Source organism: Devosia sp. UYZn731, from assembly GCF_040546795.1.
GTDB lineage: Bacteria > Pseudomonadota > Alphaproteobacteria > Rhizobiales > Devosiaceae > Devosia.
In genome coordinates this window covers 168,218-190,493 of record NZ_JBEPOL010000005.1, presented here as the reverse complement: position 1 = coordinate 190,493, position 22,276 = coordinate 168,218, and the positions used below count along the sequence as shown (strand labels likewise).

Annotated in this window: 17 protein-coding genes; 11 read left to right on the top strand and 6 right to left on the bottom strand. The window is 63.9% G+C overall.

Features of this window, described 5'->3' with window-relative positions; translation table 11 throughout:
- The first annotated feature begins 70 nt into the window (after window positions 1-70).
- The 4 genes from ABIB57_RS13915 (at window position 71) to ABIB57_RS13900 (ending at window position 5,183) form a co-directional block, all read left to right on the top strand.
- Window positions 71-1,327, top strand: a complete 1,257-nt coding sequence (locus ABIB57_RS13915) for a VpsF family polysaccharide biosynthesis protein (RefSeq protein ID WP_354041588.1) — start codon at window positions 71-73, stop codon at window positions 1,325-1,327.
- Window positions 1,328-1,421: 94 nt separating this feature from the next.
- Window positions 1,422-2,861, top strand: coding sequence for a lipopolysaccharide biosynthesis protein (locus ABIB57_RS13910; protein WP_354041587.1), 1,440 nt, complete (start codon window positions 1,422-1,424; stop codon window positions 2,859-2,861).
- A 181-nt stretch (window positions 2,862-3,042) separates the two neighbouring features.
- Entirely contained in the window at window positions 3,043-4,038 is a 996-nt protein-coding gene (locus ABIB57_RS13905; RefSeq protein WP_354041586.1) for a sterol desaturase family protein, read from the top strand.
- Window positions 3,981-5,183 (top strand): GNAT family N-acetyltransferase, encoded by a 1,203-nt coding sequence (locus ABIB57_RS13900; protein ID WP_354041585.1) that lies wholly within the window; start codon window positions 3,981-3,983, stop codon window positions 5,181-5,183. Before ABIB57_RS13905 ends, ABIB57_RS13900 begins: the two co-directional genes overlap by 58 nt.
- A 175-nt stretch (window positions 5,184-5,358) precedes the next feature.
- Here the strand turns inward: ABIB57_RS13900 and wecC are convergent, their stop codons facing one another.
- Together wecC and wecB are read right to left on the bottom strand one after the other, a co-directional pair.
- On the bottom strand, window positions 5,359-6,645 hold the full coding sequence (gene wecC, locus ABIB57_RS13895; RefSeq protein WP_354041584.1) for a UDP-N-acetyl-D-mannosamine dehydrogenase: 1,287 nt from the start codon (window positions 6,643-6,645) through the stop codon (window positions 5,359-5,361).
- Window positions 6,638-7,780 (bottom strand): non-hydrolyzing UDP-N-acetylglucosamine 2-epimerase, encoded by a 1,143-nt coding sequence (gene wecB / locus ABIB57_RS13890; protein ID WP_354041583.1) that lies wholly within the window; start codon window positions 7,778-7,780, stop codon window positions 6,638-6,640. Before wecB ends, wecC begins: the two co-directional genes overlap by 8 nt.
- A 174-nt stretch (window positions 7,781-7,954) precedes the next feature.
- Between wecB and ABIB57_RS13885 the strand changes: the two genes are divergently transcribed.
- Entirely contained in the window at window positions 7,955-8,470 is a 516-nt protein-coding gene (locus tag ABIB57_RS13885; RefSeq protein ID WP_354041582.1) for a hypothetical protein, read from the top strand.
- Window positions 8,471-8,481: 11 nt separating this feature from the next.
- Here the strand turns inward: ABIB57_RS13885 and ABIB57_RS13880 are convergent, their stop codons facing one another.
- The 3 genes from ABIB57_RS13880 to ABIB57_RS13870 all read right to left on the bottom strand — a co-directional run bounded on the left by ABIB57_RS13880 (window position 8,482) and on the right by ABIB57_RS13870 (window position 12,655).
- Window positions 8,482-9,597: a glycosyltransferase gene (locus tag ABIB57_RS13880; protein ID WP_354041581.1), complete on the bottom strand. Its 1,116-nt coding sequence runs from the start codon at window positions 9,595-9,597 to the stop codon at window positions 8,482-8,484.
- Window positions 9,598-9,605: 8 nt separating this feature from the next.
- On the bottom strand, window positions 9,606-11,114 hold the full coding sequence (locus tag ABIB57_RS13875) for a GumC family protein (protein WP_354041580.1): 1,509 nt from the start codon (window positions 11,112-11,114) through the stop codon (window positions 9,606-9,608).
- 86 nt (window positions 11,115-11,200) lie between these two features.
- Window positions 11,201-12,655, bottom strand: coding sequence for a glucosamine inositolphosphorylceramide transferase family protein (locus ABIB57_RS13870; RefSeq protein WP_354041578.1), 1,455 nt, complete (start codon window positions 12,653-12,655; stop codon window positions 11,201-11,203).
- Between the two features lie 143 nt (window positions 12,656-12,798).
- Here ABIB57_RS13870 and ABIB57_RS13865 point away from each other — a divergent pair, with 143 nt between their 5' ends.
- The 4 genes from ABIB57_RS13865 (at window position 12,799) to ABIB57_RS13850 (ending at window position 17,385) form a co-directional block, all read left to right on the top strand.
- Window positions 12,799-13,677, top strand: a complete 879-nt coding sequence (locus ABIB57_RS13865; protein ID WP_354041577.1) for a WecB/TagA/CpsF family glycosyltransferase — start codon at window positions 12,799-12,801, stop codon at window positions 13,675-13,677.
- Between the two features lie 96 nt (window positions 13,678-13,773).
- Window positions 13,774-14,874: a glycosyltransferase family 4 protein gene (locus tag ABIB57_RS13860; RefSeq protein WP_354041576.1), complete on the top strand. Its 1,101-nt coding sequence runs from the start codon at window positions 13,774-13,776 to the stop codon at window positions 14,872-14,874.
- Between the two features lie 80 nt (window positions 14,875-14,954).
- On the top strand, window positions 14,955-15,956 hold the full coding sequence (locus ABIB57_RS13855) for a lipid II:glycine glycyltransferase FemX (protein WP_354041575.1): 1,002 nt from the start codon (window positions 14,955-14,957) through the stop codon (window positions 15,954-15,956).
- Between the two features lie 10 nt (window positions 15,957-15,966).
- On the top strand, window positions 15,967-17,385 hold the full coding sequence (locus ABIB57_RS13850) for a phenylacetate--CoA ligase family protein (RefSeq protein WP_354041574.1): 1,419 nt from the start codon (window positions 15,967-15,969) through the stop codon (window positions 17,383-17,385).
- Here ABIB57_RS13850 and ABIB57_RS13845 read toward each other — a convergent pair.
- On the bottom strand, window positions 17,379-18,635 hold the full coding sequence (locus tag ABIB57_RS13845; RefSeq protein ID WP_354041573.1) for a glycoside hydrolase family 5 protein: 1,257 nt from the start codon (window positions 18,633-18,635) through the stop codon (window positions 17,379-17,381). The genes ABIB57_RS13850 and ABIB57_RS13845 overlap by 7 nt on opposite strands.
- 132 nt (window positions 18,636-18,767) lie before the next feature.
- Between ABIB57_RS13845 and ABIB57_RS13840 the strand changes: the two genes are divergently transcribed.
- On the top strand, window positions 18,768-20,693 hold the full coding sequence (locus ABIB57_RS13840; RefSeq protein ID WP_354041572.1) for a heparinase II/III family protein: 1,926 nt from the start codon (window positions 18,768-18,770) through the stop codon (window positions 20,691-20,693).
- 139 nt (window positions 20,694-20,832) lie between these two features.
- Entirely contained in the window at window positions 20,833-22,233 is a 1,401-nt protein-coding gene (locus ABIB57_RS13835) for an exopolysaccharide biosynthesis polyprenyl glycosylphosphotransferase (protein WP_354041571.1), read from the top strand.
- Window positions 22,234-22,276: the final 43 nt, after the last annotated feature.

Below are 22,276 nucleotides of genomic sequence, written 5' to 3'. Positions count from 1 at the left end.
CTATAGTGGGGCGATCCTTATCCGTCCCAGGTGAACCGTGACGTCTTCCGCCGCTGGCCCAGACCGCCTCATGACCACCAGCACCCGACGCCACAATGCGGTGTCGCTGCTGTTTCTGATGTGTGCGGCCTTTGCCTTCTGCCTGCGGTTTTTCGTATCGCCGCAAGTGCTGGACCTCGTGGTCGACTACTCCATCGATGCCGGCTCGTTCTACGAAAAGCTGCATTTCGGCACCTATGCGGTGCTGCTGCTGCTGCCGCTGGTGCTGTTCACGCGGCCCTTTGTGCTGGCCGGCGACGACATCGGCAAGTTCAAGGCGCTGCTGGCCTATTGCGGCTTTTTGCTGCTGCTGGTCGCCTATCTGTTTGCCTTCGGCCACAGCGGCTCGTCGGTGTTTGTCGTCGATACCTATATTGCGGCGGGTGCTGCCGGCCTGATCATGCTGGCGCTCAATCCCAGCGTGCGACGGGCACTGGGCGACCTGACGCTGATCATGCTGATCCTGAGCGCGGTCATCGGCCTCGTCGAGGAAATTACCCATCACCGGCTGCTGCCTTATCCCTATGTGGAACTGCAATTCCGCCCGATCGGGCTGTCCGAACATCCGCTGGCGCTGGGGGCACTTTGCGCCACGGCGGTGGGGTTTGTGGCGGTGACCAATTGGCGGCTTTGGGTTCGGGTGGCGGCGATCTTTATCCTGCTGATCGGGTGCGCAGCCTCGGGTGCGCGTTTCGCGCTGCTGCTGACCGCCGCCGAAATCCTGGCCTTGCTGATCTTCGTGCGCTGGCCCCGGCTGTCGCCACGTCATGAGCGGCAGGCCAAAGTGCTGGTGCTGCTGACCACGCTGATCGGTGGGGCGATCCTCGTCGCCATCCTGTTCGCCGCAGGGCTGCTGGGGCGGTTCAGTGACACCATTTTCGACGAGAATTTCTATGCCCGCGTCAACATCTATCAGGTGTTCAACTATGTGGACTGGAAGGACATTACCTTCGGCATGAAGGCCGCCGACCTGATCGGCATCGTGCGCGAGCAATTGCATTTGCCCGCCATTGAAAGCGCCCCGGTGGTGCTGATCCTGCTGCTGGGCCTGCCGATTGCGCTGGCTTTTGCGGTGCTGGTATTCTGGATGCTGTTGCGCCTGTTGCGCGGCGCCCCAATGCCGATCTGGATCGCCACCATCACCTTCCTGCTGGCCGCCTTGTCCAACAATACGCTGTCGGCCAAGACGCCGGTGGTGATGATGATCGTGGTGCTGATCCTGGCCTACAATTCCAGGCCAGCGCCGGCCCGCCCGGAGCGGGTCGAGGATGAGCCTCGATCACATTAAGGGCATTTACTGTCCCCGCGGTTTTCGCTGGGTTAGGGGCTTGCGAAGGATTAATCCAAGGTAAACGGGCCCGCCATGGCCCAAGGACATAACCTTGCTGCTGCGCTCAACTCTTATCTATGCCCCGGCGATCCTGCTGACGCGCATTTCGGCGCTGTTGCTGCTGGTCATCGCGACGCGGCTGATCGACCAGAGCGAATATGGCCTGCTGACGCTGGTCGTCACCGTTGGCGAAATGACCGATGTGGCGGTGACCAACTGGCTGCGCATTGCGCTGTTGCGGTTGGGGGGCAAGGGCGACGTGAGCCGGGGGAGCCTGTTTCTCGCAGGTCGGGTGCTGCTGGCGACCACCGCTTTGGGCATCGTCATCTCCATTGCCGGCGCCACCCTGATCGCACCCGAGCGCTGGGTGGAATTTTCCATCGCCGTTTGCAGCTATCTGGTCGCCGGGTCGATCGGCCGTTTCGCGCTGACCGTGCTGCAGATGCAGCAGCGGCATTCGACCTATTCGCTGCTCGAAGCACTGCGGGCGGCACTGCAGATGATCCTGCCTGTAGCGGCGATTTTCATCTTCCACAATTCGTTCCTGATGGTGTCGCTCGGCTCCTCGCTGGGCGTGTTGATCGCGGGGCTGGTGGCCAGCGCCATGGCGTTTGGCCGGGTCGCGCCGGGGCCGGCGCGGTTTACCCATCGCGCCTTCTTCGCCTTTGGCGTGCCGCTGATCGTGATGGCGCTGATGGGCTTTGGCCTCAATAGCGCCGAGCGGGTGTTCCTGAAAGTCTATTACGATGCGGGCGCGGTGGCGGTGTTCGCAGCCGCCTATGCGCTGGCGCGCCAGCCTATCGACATGGTGGCCAACGCCATCAATATGGGGGCTTTTCCCGAAGTGGTCAGCCGCTTCGACGAGCACGGCCCCTCGGCAGCGGCGGATTTCCTGTCGCACCTGATGGGCTTGATGATCCGGCTTTGCCTGCCGGTGGCGGCGCTGCTGATCGCGCTGGCGCCTGCGATCACCGAACTGGCGCTGCCGGCGCAATATCATGGCCATGTCGCGCAATTGTTTCCGCTTATCGCCTTCAGCGTGCTCTGCGCAAATTTGACCAGCTTCGTTTATGGCGATGTCGTGCATGCCCATAAGCGGCCGTGGTTGCTGAGCATTCCCACAGCTTTGGGCTCCATCGGCACGATCGCGCTGTCGCTGCTGCTGGTGCCGCCATATGCCGAGCTCGGCGCGGCCTCGGCGCTGGCGGGCGGATCGCTGGTGAGTCTGGTCGCGTGCCTGGTCATCAGCGAGCGGTTGACACCCATCCCGGTGCCATGGCGCCATATCGGCATTTCCATTGTCATTGCGCTGGCGACTGGGCTCGTGGCCAGCCTTGCCGCCGCGGCATTGGGGGAAGGGCCGACTATCGTGCGGCTGGCTGCTGGCGGATTGCTGGGCGGCGCGGTGTTCCTGGGCCTCAACGCGCTGTTCGATCCGGCGGCGACATTGCAATTGACCGGCAAGCTAAAGGCCCGGCTGGGCATGGCATGATGGCTGCGCGTACAATTTTACCGATTAAGAACGTTGGGATTTTGGGCGCCAATTGGCCCGCTCGATATGGCATCTTGCGCCCATTCGATGGGTCAGCCTTGCCACTGCCACGCCCATCGGTCGTCGATCCTCAGGTCAGCACCGCCATCGGATCGCCGCGTTGCGGACCCAGGAGCGCATCATGATTGCCGATCTTGCCAACATAGTCGTCGAGAAGCTGTGGAGCGCCAACGGGCTCGCGGCGGGCTTGTTGTTTTTGACGGCGTTCGGCAGTGCGCTCGTCGCCTATATCAAGATCGAAGAACACAAATCCTTGCTCGATTTCCTGAGCTTTGCCTTCCCCAAGGAGGTGATCATGCACCCCTCGGCGCGGGCCGACGTGCTGTTCTGGATCACCAAGCGGGCGATCATGCCGTTTTTCCTGATCCCGTTCGGCTTTGGTTTCGTCGCCGCGGTCGCCTATGGCACCAACCAGCTGATCGGCGGCGTGTTTCATCTCGATGGGCCGTTGATGGCCGGCCCGGCAAGCCCTTGGATCATCGTGCTGTTCACGCTGACCATGCTGGTGGCTTACGATATTTCCTATTACCTCTACCATGTGGCACAGCACAAAGTGCCGATCCTGTGGGAACTCCATAAGGTGCACCATTCGGCCGAGGTGATGGTTGGCATCACCAAGGATCGGGTGCATCCGGTCGACGAATTGCTCAACCGCGCCTGGGATGGGGTCATTCCGGGCATCTGTTTCGGGCTGTGGAGCGTGATCGCGCTCGACCCGGTCGAGCTGACCATTTTCGGCATCAATGTCTATGTGATCCGCAATATCCTGATGATGGATTTCGTGCGGCATACCCATTTCAAGATTTCGTTCGGGCCCCTCGACAATGTCGTGCTGTCGCCGCACTGGCACCAATTGCACCACAGCACCAATCCCAAGCATTACGACAAGAATTTCGGACTGCTGTTTTCGTTCTGGGACCGCATGTTCGGGACGGCCTGCGTGCCTGAGCCCGATGAGGATTTTAAGTTCGGGCTGCTCGATCGCGACCATCGCGATTACCAGTCGCTGTTCGGGCTTTACATCATGCCGCTTCAGAAGATGGGCGGACACGTGGCCAAATGGATCGGCCGGCGGCCTCGGGTGACCGCTCCGCCGCCGGAAAGTCCGCAGTCATGAATGCGCATGCCGCTATTGGGATGGCGGCAGATGAACGGCTTGAGGTCGTTCAATCAGGCGAGCGGCTAGCGGAGATCGGTCCCGCCTGGCTGGCGCTATGGCGCGAAGCCGATGGGCTGATTTTCCAGAGCCATGCCTGGATTTCGGCCTGGTGGACGACGCTGCCGGATCATCGCGACCGCGCCTTGCGGATCGGACTGGTCTGGAACGGCGAGCGACTGGTTGCCGTGCTGCCGCTGGCAATCAGCCGGCGCAAGGGCCTGCTCATGCTTGAATGGGCCGCCAACGCGCATAGCGACTACGAGGATGTGCTGGCGACGCCGGACTGTGCGCCGGAGCTATTGCAGCGGTTGTGGGCGCAGATGTCTGCCTTGGGCGGATATGATCTGGTGCGGCTCAATCGCCTGTTGCCGGGCGCGTTGGCCAATGCGCTGACCGGGGCCACGGGTGGTGTAAAACTGCGGCCCAATCATCGCGAGGAAATGAGCTATCGCGTCTCCGGGCAATGGGCGGACGGCGCGACCTGGTTCAACGAGCAGCCCAAGAAGACGCGGCAGAACTATCGGCGCGGGCGCAAGGCGCTGGAGGAGAGGGGTGCCGCGCAGTTCCGGCTGTTGCCAGCGGATGCGCCACTGGGGCCAGTGCTGGACCGGCTGGCGGCGCTCAAAGGCAAATGGCTATCGGCGCGCGCGATCGAGTCCGAATTGTTCGAGGACGGGGCTGTGCCTCTCGCCGCGCTAGTCGAGGCATTGGCGCAGGCGGGCGTGCTGCATGTGTTCGTGCTGGAGAGCCAAGGCACGGTCATCGCCGTGTCGATCAATTTCGTGCAGCGCGGCACGATGATGGCGTTCGTGACGACTTATGACCCCGATTTTGAGCGGGCGTCACCCGGCATGGTGCTGATGATGGATTACATCCAGTGGTCGATCGATCATGGGCTGCACACGGTGGATTTCCTGTGTGGCGCCGAGGCGTTCAAGCGCCGGTTTGCCACGGAGGCGGTGACGCTGAGCACGATTGCCGGGGCGGGGAGCGCCAAGGGCGTGGTGGCGGAGCTGGTGGATCGGACGCGGCATCAAGTGCAGGTGTTGCGAGCGCGGTGGCGGGAACGGGGTGCAGCTCCACAGGTGGAAGCGGCGGACTAACGCGATTAAGGACGAACACCGGTCTGCCTCCCTCCCCCTTGAGGGGAGGGATTGAGGGTGGGGGTGTCGAGGTCGGTCACACTCAGAATTCGAGGTTGGCTGGGGCGCCGACACCCCACCCTGGCCCTCCCCTCAAGGGGGAGGGGACCGATCGAGTATCTGGCCGGCTCGGGGCCTAAGCCACCAGCCGCGCGTCCGACTTGCGGCTCTTCTTCCAGGTCCACAGCCCGCGCGTGTCGATCAGCTTCTTGTTGCTGAGGGCTTCGGGGTCGATGAAGTTGAAGTGGCGGTGATCCACCAGCAGCACCACCACGTCGGCGCGATCGATGGCGGTCAGGGCATCGCGGAATTCGATGCCGAGGCCCTGCAGTTGCGGGGGCAGGGTATCGGTATGGGGCTCGCTGGCGATGATCTTGTGGGCGATGCCGGCCTCGTGCAGCAGGCGCACCACTTCGACGGCCGGGCTTTCGCGCAGGTCGTCGATATTGGGCTTGAAGGCCAGGCCCAGGCAGGCCACGGTCTGCTTCTTTTTCGGGTCGAGCACCGACTTGATCTCGTCCACCACCGCTTGCGGGCGAGCGCTGTTGATCTTGCGGGCGCGGGCCATCAGCTGGCTCTGCTTGGGAGCGGCGTCGATGATGAAATAGGGATCGACCGCGATGCAATGGCCGCCGACGCCGGGGCCGGGCTGCAGGATATTGACGCGCGGATGGCGGTTGGCCAGCTCGATCACTTCCCACACATTGATCTTGAGATGCGTGCACACCGATGCCAGCTCATTGGCGAAGGCAATGTTGACGTCGCGGAAGGCGTTTTCGCTGAGCTTGACCAGCTCGGCCGCCTCGGCAGAGGTGAGGAATAGCTCACCGGTCAGGAAACTCGAATAGAGCAGGCCGGTGGCTTCAGACGACTTGCGTGACAGGCCGCCGACGCTGCGATCGTTCTGCACCAGTTCGGTCAACACCTTGCCGGGCAAAACCCGCTCGGGGCTATAGGCGACCAGCACATCGGCGTCTTCGCCGGCGCTCGTGGGAAAGCTCAGGTCGGGACGCAGCGTCGCCAGCTCCTTGCACATCGAGCGGGTGGTGCCGACGGGCGAGGTGGACTCCAGCACCACCAGATCGCCCTTTTTGAGCACCGGCGCGATGGAGCGGGCGGCCGCATACACATAGGTGGTGTCCGGCCGGTGGTCCTCGGTCATCGGCGTGGGGACGGCGATGATGTAGGCGTCCGAGGTCTCTGGCTTGAGCGCGGCGCGCAGGTTGCCGTTGGAGACGACCTTCTGGATCAGGCCATCGAGGTCGGGCTCGACGATATGGACCTCGCCGCGATTGACCCTTTCGACGACGCTCTGGTTGACGTCGACGCCAAGCACCTTGAGGCCGCGGCTGGCGAAGATGGCGCAGGTGGGCAGGCCGATATAGCCCATGCCGACGACACAGACGGTCTTGAAATCACGCATCGCGCGCAAGCTCCTCGAGAATTCGCAAACTGGCCTTGCCGTCGCCGTAGGGATTGTGGCGCAGGCTCATCTGGCCATAGGCCTCCGCATTGTCGAGCAGCCGATTGGCCTCGCCGACGATGCGATTGGTATCGGTGCCGACCAGGATCGCGGTGCCGGCGCGCACGCCTTCGGGGCGTTCGGTATTGTCGCGCAGCACCAGCACCGGTTTGCCCAGCGATGGGGCTTCCTCCTGCACGCCGCCCGAGTCGGTCAGCACCAGATCGGCGCGCTTGAGCAGGTAGAGGAAGGGCAGGTAATCCTGCGGCTGGATCAGGTGAATGCCCGCGACATGGTCGAGCGCGGCGTGGACCGGCACCATCACCTTGGGATTGGGATGGACCGGGTAGACGATCTCGACATCGCCACGCTCGGCCAGCGTCTTGAGCGCGACGCAGATGCGCTCGATGCCAGTATCAAAGTTCTCGCGGCGGTGGCCGGTGACAAGGATGAGGCGCTTGGTGGGATCGAGGAAGTCGAAACGCTTGGCCATGGGCGCCGCGAGGCTGGCATCGGCATCGAAGCGTTCGCTGAAATGCAGCAGGGAATCCACCACAGTATTGCCGGAGACGAAGATGCGGTCGGCAGGCTCGTTCTCGGCCAGCAGGTTATCGCGGGCTTCGGTGGTGGGCACGAAATGCCAGGCGGCGATATCGCCGATGACCTTGCGGTTCAGCTCTTCGGGCCAGGGCGAATAGAGATCGTGGCTGCGCAGGCCCGCTTCGATGTGAGCGACGGGAATGCGCTTGTAGAAACTGGCGAGCGCCGCCGTCATCGCGGTGGTGGTATCGCCCTGTACCAGGACCACATCGGGGCGGGCAGCGTCGAGCACGGCTTCCATGCCTTTGAGGATGCGCGCTGTGACGTCGAACAGGCTCTGGCCGGGCGACATGATATCGAGATCGTAATGCACCGGCAGGCCGGTCATGGCGATAATGGCGTCGACCATTTCGCGATGCTGAGCGGTGACGCAGATTTCGGTATGGAAGCGCGGATCGGCGAGGGCGTCGCGCGCCACGGGAAAACATTTGATCGCCTCGGGGCGCGTCCCGAAGACGATGAGCAGGCGACGCGGCGGCCGATTTTCAGGGGTCATTGTCGTTCTTTCTGCAGCACCGGAAATTACCACGCCTCGCGCCGGAAAAGCATCAAAGCTCGCATTATCCTTAAGCTCTCCGGGCACCTCGGGATTAACGATGTTCCCTCTCAACAGCGGTGTCGAGCGATGTGACATGCTAAACAAGACATTAACAACACGGATGTGACGGCCATGCTGACCAAAAGAATAGCTCTGCTCGCGGCCAATCCGGCTTTTGGCGCTATCGTCGGCAGCAGCCTGCAAAGCGAAGCCCGGCTCAAGGTCTTCCCCTTCCAGTCGCTCGAGGCGGTGACCACCTTCATTCGCATATCGCCGATCGACATGGTGATCCTGGACGCCGATAGCGTGCCGGCCGATATTGTCGAGACTGTCACAGCGCTGCGCGACCTGCCCAAGCGGGCGCAGCAGGATCTGGCGCTGATGCTGCTGACACGCGCCGAGCCGGCGTTCCACGCCGCACTATTGGCCCAGGGCATCGATGTGGTGCATGGCAAGCCGGTGGCGCCGGGGCGGTTGCTGGAAAGCGTGCGCAGCCAGTTGAATATGCGCGCAGCGGGCCCGATCGTTGACGGCGTTTATCGCGGGCCGGAACGCCGCCGCCATGGCGGCGCCAGCCGCACGGCGCCGGTCGTGCCCCGGCATGACAATGTGATCCAGCTGTTCGGCCGGGCCAGCAAGACAGCCTGAGCGGTCCGCGCTTAAAGCGCTAACAAAGCCTCGTACTGATCGCCGATCCGTTCGACCGAGAAATCGGCCGCGCGCGTCTGCAGGCGGTTGGCGGACGTGGGACTTGCCAGCGTGCGCGCCATTGCGGCCGCAATAGCCCCCGCATCGCCGACCGGCGTCAGTTCTCCCAGGGCGCCGTTGTCCAGGATTTCGCGCGGACCATGGGGGCAATCGGTGCTGACCACCGGCACGCCGGCCGCCAGCGCTTCGACGAGGACATTGCCAAAGCCCTCGCTGGTCGAGGTCAATACGAACAGGTCGGACGCCAAAAGGCTCGGTCGGATATCGGCGACGAAGCCGGGCATCAGGACGTCCGCCTCAAGACCGCGCTCGGCCACCAGCGCCGTCAACTCGTCGCGCAGCGAACCATCGCCCAGGATGACGAGCTTGGCCGGCATGTTGCGGCGAAACAGGGCAAAGGCCTCGATCAGCGTGCGGTGATCCTTGACGGGCGCCAAGCGGCCGGCGGTGATGATGATGGGGATGTTGGCGGCGCGTATCGTCGCCAGAGTGCGCATCCATGCGCTGTCCTCGGCCGGCTTGAGTGACGGCGGGGGCAGGGGATTGTGGATGACCGCGATCTTGTCGGTTGCGATGCCGGCGCTGAGATCGCCCGCAATGCCTTGCGATACCGCAATGGCCCGTTTGGCGCGTCGCGCCATCAGGCCGGTAAACCGGCGCGCCAGTTCCGAGCCGGTGCGGCTATCGCGCAGCGTGGCGGCAGCGTGAAAGCTGGGATAGAATTTCGCCCGGCTGAGCGAAAGCCATAGGGCGAGCGCCGTCGTCAGGTTGGCGAATTCGGGGGCGCTGAACACGGCATCGGGCTGGTGGCGGCGGAAGTAAGCCGCCATGCGCAGCAGTCCGCGCAGCGTGGCGGGCTTGCCGAAGCGTTCGCCGGCAAACAGCGGGATGCCGAAATCCACCAGATGCACTTGGGGGGACACATGCACCCGGTTGGGGCCGAGACCATTCCAGACCAAAAGCGTCGTATCATGCCCGCGCCGCGCCAACTCATTGGCGACCAGCACCCAGACCCGCTCGGCGCCGCCGCCGATCAGGCTGGGGACGTGAAAGATCAGCTTGGCCATGCGGGTCGCTAGGCCGTCGGTTCGGAGCGCGGGCCGCGAATGTCGCTGACAATGCCCAAGCCGAGCGCCAGCACCAGGCCGAGCGCGAGACCGCCGGCGGCGCCGAGCGTGATCATCAGGATATTCCGCGGCGGCCAGCTGCGCGCCAGCGGTGGCACTGCTGTCGAGATCACGCGCACATTGCTGGTATCGAGATTGCCGCTTTCGCTGAGCTGCTGCGAGCGGCTGAGGAAGGCCTCGTAGACCGCGCTGCGCGATTTGGCTTCGCGCTCCAGTTCACGCAAGGCGATCTGCGCCTGGTTATCGGAGAACACCGCCGCGCGCTGGCTGTCGGACTTGGCGGTCAGCGCCTGCAATGCCGTGGTCGCCTCGTCGAGGCGGGTCTTGGCGGCGGCGATCATGCGGGTGCTTTCGCTGGCCACCTGGGCCTGCAACGCGTCCACATCGGTCTGTGCTTGCAGGATGATCGGGTGGCGGGCGCCATAGATCATCGACTGGCTCTGCAGCTTTTGCTGCGCAGTCGCCAGTTGTGCCCGCAACGCGTCCAGCGTGGCATTCTGGGCGGCGTCGCCGCTGCCGGTGCCGCCGGCACGCAAGCCGTCATAGGCCGATTGGGCGGCGATCACTGCGCCCTGCGCGGTGACGACCTGTTGGGTGAGCTGGTTGAGCAGCAGCGTGCTGGTCAATTCGCCGGCGCTCGACTGCAGGCCATTGGCGCGCTTGTAATCCTCGACGGCCGCATCGGCCAGGTTGACGGCCTTCTTGAGGTCTTCGAGGCGGCTATCGAGGCCGCTGACGATCTGGTTGGAACCGTCAGTTTCGGCGCGCGCGAGTTCGGCCTGAAAGGCCACAAAGACAGCGTTGGAGATGAGGATGGATTTGTCGATATCCTCGGTGGTGACTGCCATGGTGGCGACGAAGGATTTCTCGTCGGCGGTGACCTTGATGGCGGCGCGCAGGGCCGCCAGGGCCGCCACTTCCGGATCGATCTTGCCCGCCGGGTCGGCGAATTCGGGGTCGCTCGACAGGCGCAAATCGCTGACGACGCGGGTCAGCACATTGCCCGAAGTCATGACGCGCAACTTGCTGGCGGCGGCCAGCAACGCGCTGTCGGGCTGTTGGCCGGCGGTGACGGCGGCAGCGTCGCCGAGCACCTGCAGCCCGGCGGGGTCGATCAGGATGTCGGAAGTTACCGTATAGCTGGGCTTGCTGAGCACCCCATAGGCGCCGCCCGCGATGGCGCCGAGCATGGCCAGGATAGCGATCCACGGCAGGCCCTTGCGCAGCCAGACGGTGATCCGGCGCAGGTCGAGTTCGAGAAAATCGCCGATCTTGTCGAGCGTGACGGTTTCGGGTTGCGGCTTTGGCAAGGCTTGTGCCTGGACTTTGGCAGTCGCGCGTGGATCGGCAATGCGCACCATGGGACGCTCGCCGACGGCACGTGTGCGAGGGCGGGCCAAAAGGCGGCCAACCGCATCCGGCGTGGCGGGGGTCATGCTGTCCGAGGCGTTGGCCATCGTGGTGAGCTTCCGTGGCTTTGTTCGCCCCCTTTATAAGCCCGAACCACGGTCTGCCTGCGCGGCTTCTGGATTCTTGGTAAATCTCAGCGCGGCTGGCGTACCACCCCGTCGACCACTTCAAGCCGGCCGGCCCGGTTGGTGGTGTGTTTGAACTCGCAGCGCCAGCCGGGGGTATCGAGCGGACGGACGGGGCCAATGCGTACGTGGTTGAGATTGAGTTCGGTGATGTCCACGAGGCCCATGCCGCTGCCATAGCCACTGGTGCCGTCCTGCACCGGCAGGACCGGGAATGGGCCGCCCAGGATGAAGGCGCCGGCCGGACGCGCCGAGGCCTGATCGATCAGGATGGGGTTGGCGAGGTGAGGCAGGAACGGGCCGGCGAGGGTTTTGGCGTGAAACACCAGCATGGCGTCCGAGGAACTGCCGCGGCCGCCATCAGCGGCGAACAGCCAGAACCGGCCATCATGCTGCAACAGGGTGGCGTCGGAGAGTGGGGTATCGGCGATGAGCACGGCGTGGCGCACCCAGCGGTCGGGAAACTGCTCGGCGCGATAGAGATAGAGGTCGCGACCGCCGGCGGTTTCGGGGATCATCCAGAAGTCGCCATCATGCGCGAAGACTTGCGGATAGGACAGGTGGAACGGCTCCTCCAGCACCACGCGGGGCGTTCCGAAGGTGCCATCGTCATTGGCCTCGGCGACGGCGATGACGCCTTTTTGGGTGGCGTGGGGGAAGTCCTCGACGAAAAGCAAATAGCGGCCGTTGACCTCGACGGGGAAGGGATCAGCGTAGAACCGCGATCCATCCTCGGGCAGTTCCTCCCACGGCGGGGCGGGCAGGGTGGCGTAGCCGGTAGCAGTGCTATCGAAGCCGAGCCCGGCGAGGGGCTCAGGGTGAAAGCGATAGCCGACCCGCCAGTGGAAGGGCTTGTAGCGCAGCTTCAGGAACAGGCGGTGCGCCAGCTTGGGCGCAATTCCCAGCCAATAGGCGGCGGTCAGTGCGGTGGATGACTTCGCCGCCACGAGGGGCTGTGGCGTCGTCCTGCCCCCGGCAAACTCGCGGATGCAGCGCTCCAGCAGGTCGAGCGTGCGGATCAGAATGTCGTTGAGGGCGCGGGTAAGCCAGATGCGCTCGCTCACCATCGGGCGGGCCGTGCCGATCGGCTGGCCATCGAGCAGCACTTGAACCACAGGTTGGCCACCGGTGAGCACGCCACGTGCAGTGGCATCCAGCGTGTGATAACCATCGAACAGGATGCTCAGCGTTGGGATGTTCTGTGCGCTGTCGCGCTCCGACAGATTGATGATGAGATCGGGCGCTTCATGCTCGCCGTCGAGCGGGATTTTCGCCCGCGACGCAAGTCCAGGGCCGAAGCGCAGGCTTTCGAACACCAGGATATGATCCAGCCCGCTGGTTGTTCCGTTAAAGCTTGACGAAACACGAATGCGGTGGCCGGACTGGCGCAGGTGGTCGATCAATTCCGCATGCCAGCGGCGCGAAAATTGCGTGGGAAGGATGATGCTAATGGCGATAGACATAGCTCATCCTCCCTCGTGGTCCCGCCACGGAAACACTGCAATTTTAGCCGTTAAGGATGCCTTAAGGGACTTGGCGACGGACGGTCCCACTCGGCGTATTTCTACGCACAAGGCCTGCGTCGGGGCGAACGGACGACACGAAGATGACTGATACCAAGATCAAGGCACCCGATGCGGGACGCATCTGGCCGCCGTTTTATGCCTACCGCCCCTATCCGCAGAAAAAGGCGCCCGAGGCTGAGCCGCAATTCTGGCAGCAGCACCCGGTGATCGCCGAGCATCGCACAACCTTCCTCGATGCGCCCATGCATACGCTGACCATGCTCGAAACGCTGGAACTGGCGGACGAGGCGATGCGCTCGCGCCAGCCCCTGCACCACACGGTTATCAACGTGTCCAAGCTGGTCAACATGCACTCCAATCCGGAGCTGGCGCGCGACGTTTCGGAAGCCGACCTGATCAATATCGATGGCGCCGGCGTGGTTTGGGGCGCGCGGCTGCTGGGCATTGCGGTGCCCGAGCGCGTGGCGGGCGTCGAGATCATGGAGCGCCTGTTCAAGCTGTGCGCCGAGAACGGGTTCAAGCCCTATCTGCTGGGCGCCGAGAGCCAGGTGCTCGAGGCGGTGCAGGAGCGGTTGAAGCGCGACTATCCGGCGCTGCAGATCGCCGGCGCGCATGACGGCTATTTTACCGACGAAGAAAAGATCGTGCTCGACATCAATGCCTCGGGCGCCGATTGCCTGTTCGTCGCCATGTCGAGCCCGCGCAAGGAGCGGTTCCTCTACAAGTATCGCCTGGTGCTGACGCCCTATTTCATCATGGGCGTGGGCGGCAGTTTCGATGTCTATGGCGGCAAGGTGCGCCGCGCCCCGGCCTGGGTGCAGACGATCGGCATGGAATGGCTCTATCGCGTGCTGCAGGAGCCGCGCCGGCTGTGGCGGCGCTACTGGGACACCAATCGCGCCTATGCCAAAATGCTGTGGACCAGCTATTGGACGCAGCGGCGCGGCCCGCGCCCTTAACCTACACATCGGCATTGCATTGCAGCAAAAGGCCTGGCGGCGCGATAGTGGCCGGGCCGTAAGGGCCGGACATGTCTCGGCAGCGGAGACCGGCGAATGGCTAAAGCGGACGGGATGTTGGACGTTCTGGTGGCGACACCGGGCGGCGGCGGTGGGCAGGGTGGTATCGACCGCATGATGGCGTCGCTGCGCACCGAGGCGGAACGCCAGGGCCGGCCCGATCTTCGCATTCAGTTCGGCGCCTCGCGCGGACTCGGCCATATCGGCTTTTCGATCTGGCACATGAGCGTCTTCATCATCCGCATGCTGGCGCTTCGCCTGGCCGGCCGCCTCGATGTGCTCCACCTGAACCTCGCCATCCAGGGCAGCACCTGGCGCAAATTGATCCTCGCCTGGATCGCTCACGCCATTGGCGTGCCCTATGTGCTGCATCTGCATGGTGCCGAATATCAGGAATATTGGACCGATGCGCCGAGCCGCCGCAAACGCGCGATCGGCTGGCTGTTCGCCCATGCCGGCCGGGTCATCGTGCTCGGCAACACCTGGGCGCAATTTGTGACTTCGCGGGTTCCCGGTATCGGTCCGCGCGTCCTCATCGTCCCCAATGCGGCGCCGCGCCCGGTGCTGGCCCATCGTGGCGGTGGCAACCTGGTGCATATCTTGTTCCTGGGACGCGTCGGCGACCGCAAGGGCGTGCCCCAACTCGGGGAGGCCCTGTCGCGGATGCAGGGCGATCCGGGCTGGCGCGCCACTATTGCGGGCGATGGCCACGTCGAGGCGGCGCGCGTTGCGGCCAACGAAGCGGGCCTGGCGGAACGCGTCGATATTCCCGGCTGGGTCGGGCCCAACCAAGTCGCCGAACTGATTGCCAATGCCGATATCATGGTGCTGCCCTCGTTCCATGAGAACCTGCCGATCTCGGTGATCGAGGCGATGGCGGCCGGACTTGCAATCGTGGTGACACCGGTGGGCGCGGTCGAGGACATCATCACCGATGAGGTCAATGGGCTGCTGGTGCCGCCCGGCGATGTCGATGCGTTGACGGTGGCGTTGCAGCGGCTGGTGGCGGATCCCGAACTGCGAGCCCGGCTTGGACGGGCCGCCCTTGAAGTGCATCGGACGCGGCTCGATATGGAGCCCTATCTCGGCGCGATCACAAATGCGTGGCGGGGTGCCGCACAGCGCGCTGTGCATTAAGCTTAACGAAGGGTAAAGATTGGGTCGGCCGGCGCAGCGGTCTACTACAGTGGAACCAGTCGGAACGAAGCGGTTACGCTATGATTCATGAGACATCGGCCAAACTGACTGCGGGAGCCGTGCCGGTCTTTCCGGCCCGCGACGATACCGACCACGTCACCATCACGCAAATTCACGATGCCACGCGCTGGGATGCGTTGCTGGCCCTGGCCGACCGGCCCCATTTAACCCAGACCTTCGCCTATGGCGCCGCCAAGGCGACACAGAACTGGAAGCTGATCCGCGTCTGCCTGTCCATCGGCGATGTTCCGATCGCGCTTTGCCAGGTGCTGGAGAAGCGGGTTCTCGGCATTCGCGTGGTTTCGCGCATCAATCGCGGCCCGGTCATGCTGGAAACCAATCCGTCCAATGAGCGGGTGCTGGCGGCCTATCGGGCCATTCGCCAGCGCTGGGGCCATTGGTATTCGGGTCCGTTGTCGATCGCGCCGGCCCTGACCCAAAGCGACGAGAACGCCGCGCTGCTGCGCCAGGCCGGGTTCGTGTTTCGTGGCGTCAAAGGGTGGTGGTCGGGTCGCATCGACCTGACGCAGCCCGTCGAGGCCATCAAGGCGGGCTTCGCCTCGACCTTCCGCAACCGGCTGCGCAAGACGCTTGAGAGCGCGCTGACCCTGCGCGTCGCCAGCGATATCCAGACCGTCGACTGGATGATTGCCCGCCATGTGGAAAACATGCGCGACAAAGGATTTACGGCGGTCGACGCTAATTTTTTGATTAACCTAAGGGCGACCGCGCCGCAGGATTATATCGTTTTTCAGGCTATGCTGGATGACAAGCCGATTGCCGGCATGTCGGTGGTTCGCTTCGGCGACATTGCCGAATACCATACCGGCTGGTTCGGGCCCGAAGGGCGCGATGCCAATGCGGGGAATTTCCTGATGTGGGCCATCATGGCCGAGATGAAGGCGCGCGGTTGCACCACCTTCGATATCGGCGGGCTCTATGAAGGCCATGGCTATACTCAATTCAAACGCGGCATGAGACCGCTTGAATATCAGCTCGCGGGCGAGTGGGTCGCGTTTTAAGGGTGGGGTAATGTTTAAACTGGACGCGGCGCGAGGCGCCTATGTTCGCAGCCCGGCTATCGTGCGGCGAGCACTGGCACCGCTTTTGCGGTTGCTGCCGACCAGTTTTATCTATGGCCGCACCTATCGCGACTGGCGCGCCACCATTGCGCGTGGCGCCAGCGACGATCGTTTTGCCGCGGGCTTCCAGCTTAGTTCCCTGCGCCAGTTGATGGCCAAGGCGCTGGCCGGCAGTCCGTTCTACGCCGACGTGTTCGCGCGCACGTTCGGCCCGGATTTCGAGGCGGCGACCATGACGCTCGCCGATTTCCGCAAATTGCCGATCATCGACAAGCAGACGCTGGCGGCGGCGGGCGACGCCATGCTGGCGGTTCCCAAATCCAGCATGGATGTCGCCCGTACCAGCGGCTCCAATGGCGAGCCGCCGTTCAGCTTTTATCTCGACAAGGACCGCAGCGTCCGCGAGATCGCGTTCGTGCACCAGGTCTGGAGCCGCACCGGGTATGAGCCGGACCACGCCAAGGTGGTGATGCGCGGTTTCGCCACGCAAGTGCCCAGCGGCAGGAGCCACGAATGGTCGCCGGCACTGCGCGAACTGCGCCTCGCCGTGTTTCCGATGACGCGGGCCGATGCGGCCGTTTACCTCGACCTGATCGACCAGCGCCGCATCCGCTATCTCTACGGCTATCCGTCGGCCATCGAGACCTTTGCGCGCCATCTCAACCGGCTCGACCGCCGGCCCAAGCTGCCGCTGCTGGGCATCCTGCCGATTTCGGAGCCGCTATATGGCCACCAGCGTCGGCTATTCGACAAGATTTTCGGCGACACGCCAATCGCGCCATTTTATGGGCTCAGCGAAAAGACGCTGTTTGCCGCCGAGCTGAGCGGCCAGCCCGACATCTATGAATTCGATCCGCTGTATGGCGTGGCCGAACTCATCGGCGATGACGGCGCCCCCGTGACCCGGATCGGGCAGGAAGGACGCCTGATCGGCACCGGCTTCGTTTCCACCGGCATGCCCTTCATCCGCTATGACAGCCAGGATCGCGCCAAGCTGGTGCAACTTCCGAGCGCACAGAATGGCCAGCGCCTGCGCGTGAGCGGCATCATGCCCCGCCGCAAGCCCGATTTCCTGATCAGCCACGACGGCGACCGCATCGTGGCGATCGACCTGACACCGGAAGATCCGGCATTCTTCGAGGATATCGAGGGGTATCAGTTTTTCCAGAGCGTGCCGGGTCTCTGCGTCATCAAGTATGTGGCGACGCCCGGTGGCTGCGACCAAAAAGTCGAACGCATCCGCAGCGAACTCGCCCGCAAAGCCAAGGGCAAGCTCGACTTCGTGGTGCAGCGTGTCGAGGGGCTGGAAAACCCGGGCAGCGGCAAACGCGCCTATATCGATCAGCAGCTGGACCTTGCCGACTATTGAGCAGTGGGCGGCAATCCCAGCGGCGCCAGCAGCGTTTCGTCGGGCACGGCAGGGCCCGTCGGCACGATGAAGGTCATCCCATAAGGATTGGCATATTCCCAATACGCCCAGGCCATGCCGTAGCTTTCCGCCAGCGAGCGCGCGTCGGTGATATAGCGGTTGCGGTCCTCGGGAAGCGCGCCTGAATCGCCCTTGGCGTTCATGTCGATGACGCCGAATTCGCCCATGAAGAGACGATCGGCTGCGATACCCTGGCTCTTGGCCCAATCGACGCCCTGGGCGAACAGCTTGGCCATTTCTGCCTTGTCCCAGTTGCGGGCGTAATAATCATCGATATCGCCCGATATCTTCAGCCAGTTGGCCTGCTGTTCGACAAAGCCGACGCCGGCAGCGTCCATTCGTGCCGTCAAGTCGGCCTCGACATCTTTGCGACTGCGTGAACTGGCCGGCCAGGGCAGTCCCGAGGCCCAGCCGCCATCGTCTATGCGCTGATGGGTGAAGCTGTGGGGGTCGTACATGTGGAAGCTGTAAAGGATGTTGGGATCGTCGAACGCGGTGGCGTCCAGGTTCAGCAGGTCTGCGATGTCGCCACCGCAGGCGCCGGTCGCCACGATGGTGATGTCGGGACTGACGGCGCGGATCATCTGCACCTGCGCGGTCTGGATGCGCTGCCAGTCGTCGGTGCCGGTATCGTCGCAGGGATAGTAATGCGGCTCGTTATACGGTTCGATGGCGACTTTCTCGATGCCGACCGCCGCCAGCATTTTGGCGACATCAACCACCATGGCATTGTAGCGGGCAACGGGTTCAGAGTCCGCGCCCTGCTCGATGGCCTCCTGGCTATAGGCATCCACCTGCGAGCTGAAATGCAGGTTGAACACCACTTTGAGGCCCGCCGCCACGACGTGCCGCACAGCTTTATCCAGCACGTCGAGCGCCGCCTGCCGCTGCGCGCCGTCATTGGCCAGCAGAGGGCCCGGATCGACTGAGAGGCGCACGAAGTCGAAACCGAGGCCTTTCATGCGCTCGAACTGGTCTTGCGCGGGCCAGGCGTCAAGCGGTCGGTAACCGCTCAACCATTCCGACATGGTGTTATAGGGCGGCTGGCGGTAGTTTCCCGAAGCATCCAGCGGTGCCCAGTTGAGCCAATCGTGGACCCCAATGCCGCGATGCAAAACCAGGGGCGCAGCCTGCGCGGACCCCAGGGCCAGGAGACTGATCAAGGCGATGGCAAAACTGCGGTTTTTCACGATCGGGCTCCACGCCTTCTGGTGCGGTCATTGGCCCGCATGGCGCTCGTCGAGCGCCTTCGTGATTTTTAGCAGCATGCGCCGGCCTCGCCCTGGGCTTTCGCGCGATATGGTATATGCGGACGGACACGGATGAAGCTGGGCTGGTATCTGGCGCGACTGCGCAATATGAGCCCTGGCGAAGTTCTGCACCGGCTGGTGGAGAACCGGAAGCGCATTGAATCGCGCGGACGCCATGAGGGTTGGCAGCGATTTTCGGATGAGCCGTTGCCGACGGCGCTATCGGGTCTGAAGGCGACGTTCCTCGCTACCCCGGCCTCGCATCCCGCCACCACGGCTGCCGCGCAATCGATCATGGAGGGCCGATTTGCCGCCCTCGGTCTGGAATGGCCCCAGCGCATACCCGCCGACCTGTTTCCCGCCACGCTGTGGCGATTGTCGCCCGATACCGGCAGCGCCTGGCCTGCGGGCGCCTATTGCTTTGACATCAACTATCGCCAGACAGCAGGCGTCGGCGACATCAAATATGCCTGGGAGTTCAACCGGCTGCAATTTCTGCAGCCGCTGGCCGCACAGGTGGCGCTAACCGGCGGGACGGCAGAACTCGGCGTTATCGAGCATGCCATTGAAAGCTGGTACGCCGCCAACCCGCCGTTCCGCGGCATCGGCTGGGCCTCGGGCATCGAAGTGGGCCTGCGGGCCATCAGCCTGTTGCTCGTCGTGTCGCTCTGCGGCGAGCTTCTGTCGCAGACCACATTGACGCGGATCGGCGCGATCCTGCGCGCCAGCGCCTTCTGGCTGCACCGGTTTCCCTCCGATTTCTCGTCGGCCAACAACCACCTGATGGCCGAACTTGCCGCCCGCTATCTGATCGCCATAGCGCTGGATGACAAAACCGGCGCGACGCAAGTGCAGGTCGATGTCGAACGCGAGGTCATGCTGCAGATATTGCCCGACGGTGTGGGCGCCGAGCAGACGCCCACCTATGCGGCATTCACCGCCGAAATGGCACTGCTCTGTGCCCTGGTGGCGCAGAATGCCGGAACGCCATTCGCCGCCGAGGTTGTGGAGCGGCTGGGTCTGTTCGCCGATTTCATCTTCTGGATCAGCGGACCCGACGGAACGGTGCCGGCCATCGGCGACGATGACGAAGGTCGCGTGATCAGCCTCTGCCAGCCGGAACCCGATTATCCGGTCTCCGTTGCCGTCGCCATCCGCGGGTTCCTGGGTCAAAGCGCGCCAACCGCGGCGCCCCCGACCTTGCGCAATGGCCTCTTCGCGGCGCCCACTGCGCTCGATCAGATGACAAGCGGCGTCCGCACATTCCCGGTTGGCGGATATAGCGTGTGGCGCGGCAAGCACACCGGCCGCCATGTCGGCGCGGTGCTCGATCACGGCCCGCTCGGCTATCTGTCGATCGCAGCGCACGGCCATGCCGATGCCCTGTCGCTCAGGCTCACCATCGACGGAAAGCCGGTGCTGGTCGATCCCGGCACTTATCGCTACCAGGGCGGGGGAGCCTGGCGCGACTGGTTCCGCTCCAGCCAGGCGCACAACACCATGACGGTCTCCAATGCGAGCCAGAGCCTGGCTGCCGGGGCCTTCAACTGGTCGCACAAGGCGCGGACGCGTCTGGATGGCAACACCGACAGTCCCTGGCGCGTGACGGCCTCCCATGATGGCTATCAACGCCGCTTCGGCGTCCGGCACCAGCGCACCACTGCCGTGACGGAGCGGGGGATGTCCATTTCGGATCGCCTGTCGGGCGCAACCTCGCCGCTGGACTGCGTGCTGACCTTCCAGCTCGCGCCCGATCTGCTTGGCCAGATCGATGGCAATACGGTCGCGGTGAGCCGGGGCGGAAAGCCTGTTTTCAGGCTGGTCCTGCCCACCGACGCGATCCAGATCATCCGCGGGGGCGGCCCTACCGAGGGCGGGTGGGTCTCCACCCGGTTTGGCCACAAGGAACCCGCCGATCGCATTGTATGGAGCGGCGAGGTCGATACCAATGGGGTAACCACCAATATTGAGTTCGATCGTCGGCGCGTCGCCCGATAGGCGGCATTTTAGCGTTAACCGCGCCGCGAAGTAACGCGCCGCAGCGTGGTGAATCAATGCTAAATGCTGGCGTGAAACGTGCAGCCATGGACCACTGAGGCCATTGTGGATCGGCGGGCGTTCGACATGCGGCAGGCCAATGAACCAGGACAGTTTGCATCGTTGGCCCGTGGAGGCCCGGAAGCGGCGCCGCTACCGGATTCCGAGCCGGACCTATTTTGGCTATGCGGTGGGTTTCGTCGAAGGCGTGCTGGCAATATTGCTGGTGCTGATCGCGGCCCGCGCGCGTCCTGAATCCCCGCAAAGCTTCGCCCTGACAGTGCTGGTCGGCGGCGCCTACGGCGTGAGTTGCGCGCTGGCTTCGGCGCAGTACCTGCGATCGCTGGCCACGCGGCGCCCGATGATGCTGCGCTCGGTCTTGATCTGGATGGTCGGCGTTATCGTGCTGGTCGGCGCGATGCTGCTGTCGGGCGGCTATGCGCTGGACGGCGGATGGGCCATGCCGGTGGCGGCCGGACTGGGGCTGGTGGCGGCGCGATTGGCATTTATGGGGATCAGCTCCACGCTGATGCATGCCGGCCGGCTGCAGATCGAACGCGTCGCGCTGGTCGGCCGCGCGGCCGATCTGGCGCAGTTCCGCCAGAATGTCGAAGTGTGGCGCCAGGGTGCCCAAGTGGTGCGCTCGCTCACGCTGGACGACACCGGGGTGTCGCAAGCGCGGACCGTCGAGTTCGCCCGCGAATGCGTCGAATACCGCTGCGATACCGTGCTGCTGGTCGGCACGCATGGCGACGCCAGGACATTCAATGCGCTGGTCGCGCCGTTCCGCTCCTACGCGCTCAATGTCATGCTGGCGCCGTCTCAGACCAACGAACGCCAGATGCTGGTCGACCTGCTGCCGGTGGGCGCGACGCAGCCCGGGCGCGTCTTGGCCAAGCCGATCGGCGATACCGGCCGGCTGTTGAAGCGGGCTTTCGACGTTGTGGGGGCGGGTTTTGGCCTGCTGCTGCTGTCGCCGCTGTTCCTGATAGTGGCGGTATGGATCAAGTTCGATAGCCGTGGGCCAGTGCTGTTTTTGCAGGAGCGGCGTGGCTTCAACGGTGAGAGTTTCCAGATCTACAAATTCCGCTCGATGAGCGTGATGGAGGACGGTCGCTCCATGACACAGGCCGTGCCGGACGATCCGCGGATTACGGCGATCGGCGCCGTGCTACGCCGCACCAGCATCGACGAACTCCCGCAATTGATGAACGTGCTGCTCGGCAATATGAGCCTGGTGGGTCCGCGCCCGCACGCCATTTCGCACGATGCCGAACTGGCGCTGCGGTTCGAGCGCTATGCGCAGCGACAGCGCATCAAGCCCGGCATTACCGGCTGGGCGCAGGTCAATGGCTTTCGGGGCGATACCTCGACGCAGGAAAAGATCGAAGGGCGCACGCTGCACGATCTGTATTACGTCGAACACTGGTCGCTATGGTTCGACATCCGCATCCTCGTGCTGACTTTCCTGTCACGCAAAGTCCGTGACAACGCGCTCTAGCGCCCGCTGTCAGCCTCGTCGTGCCCAACAATTGAGCATGTGG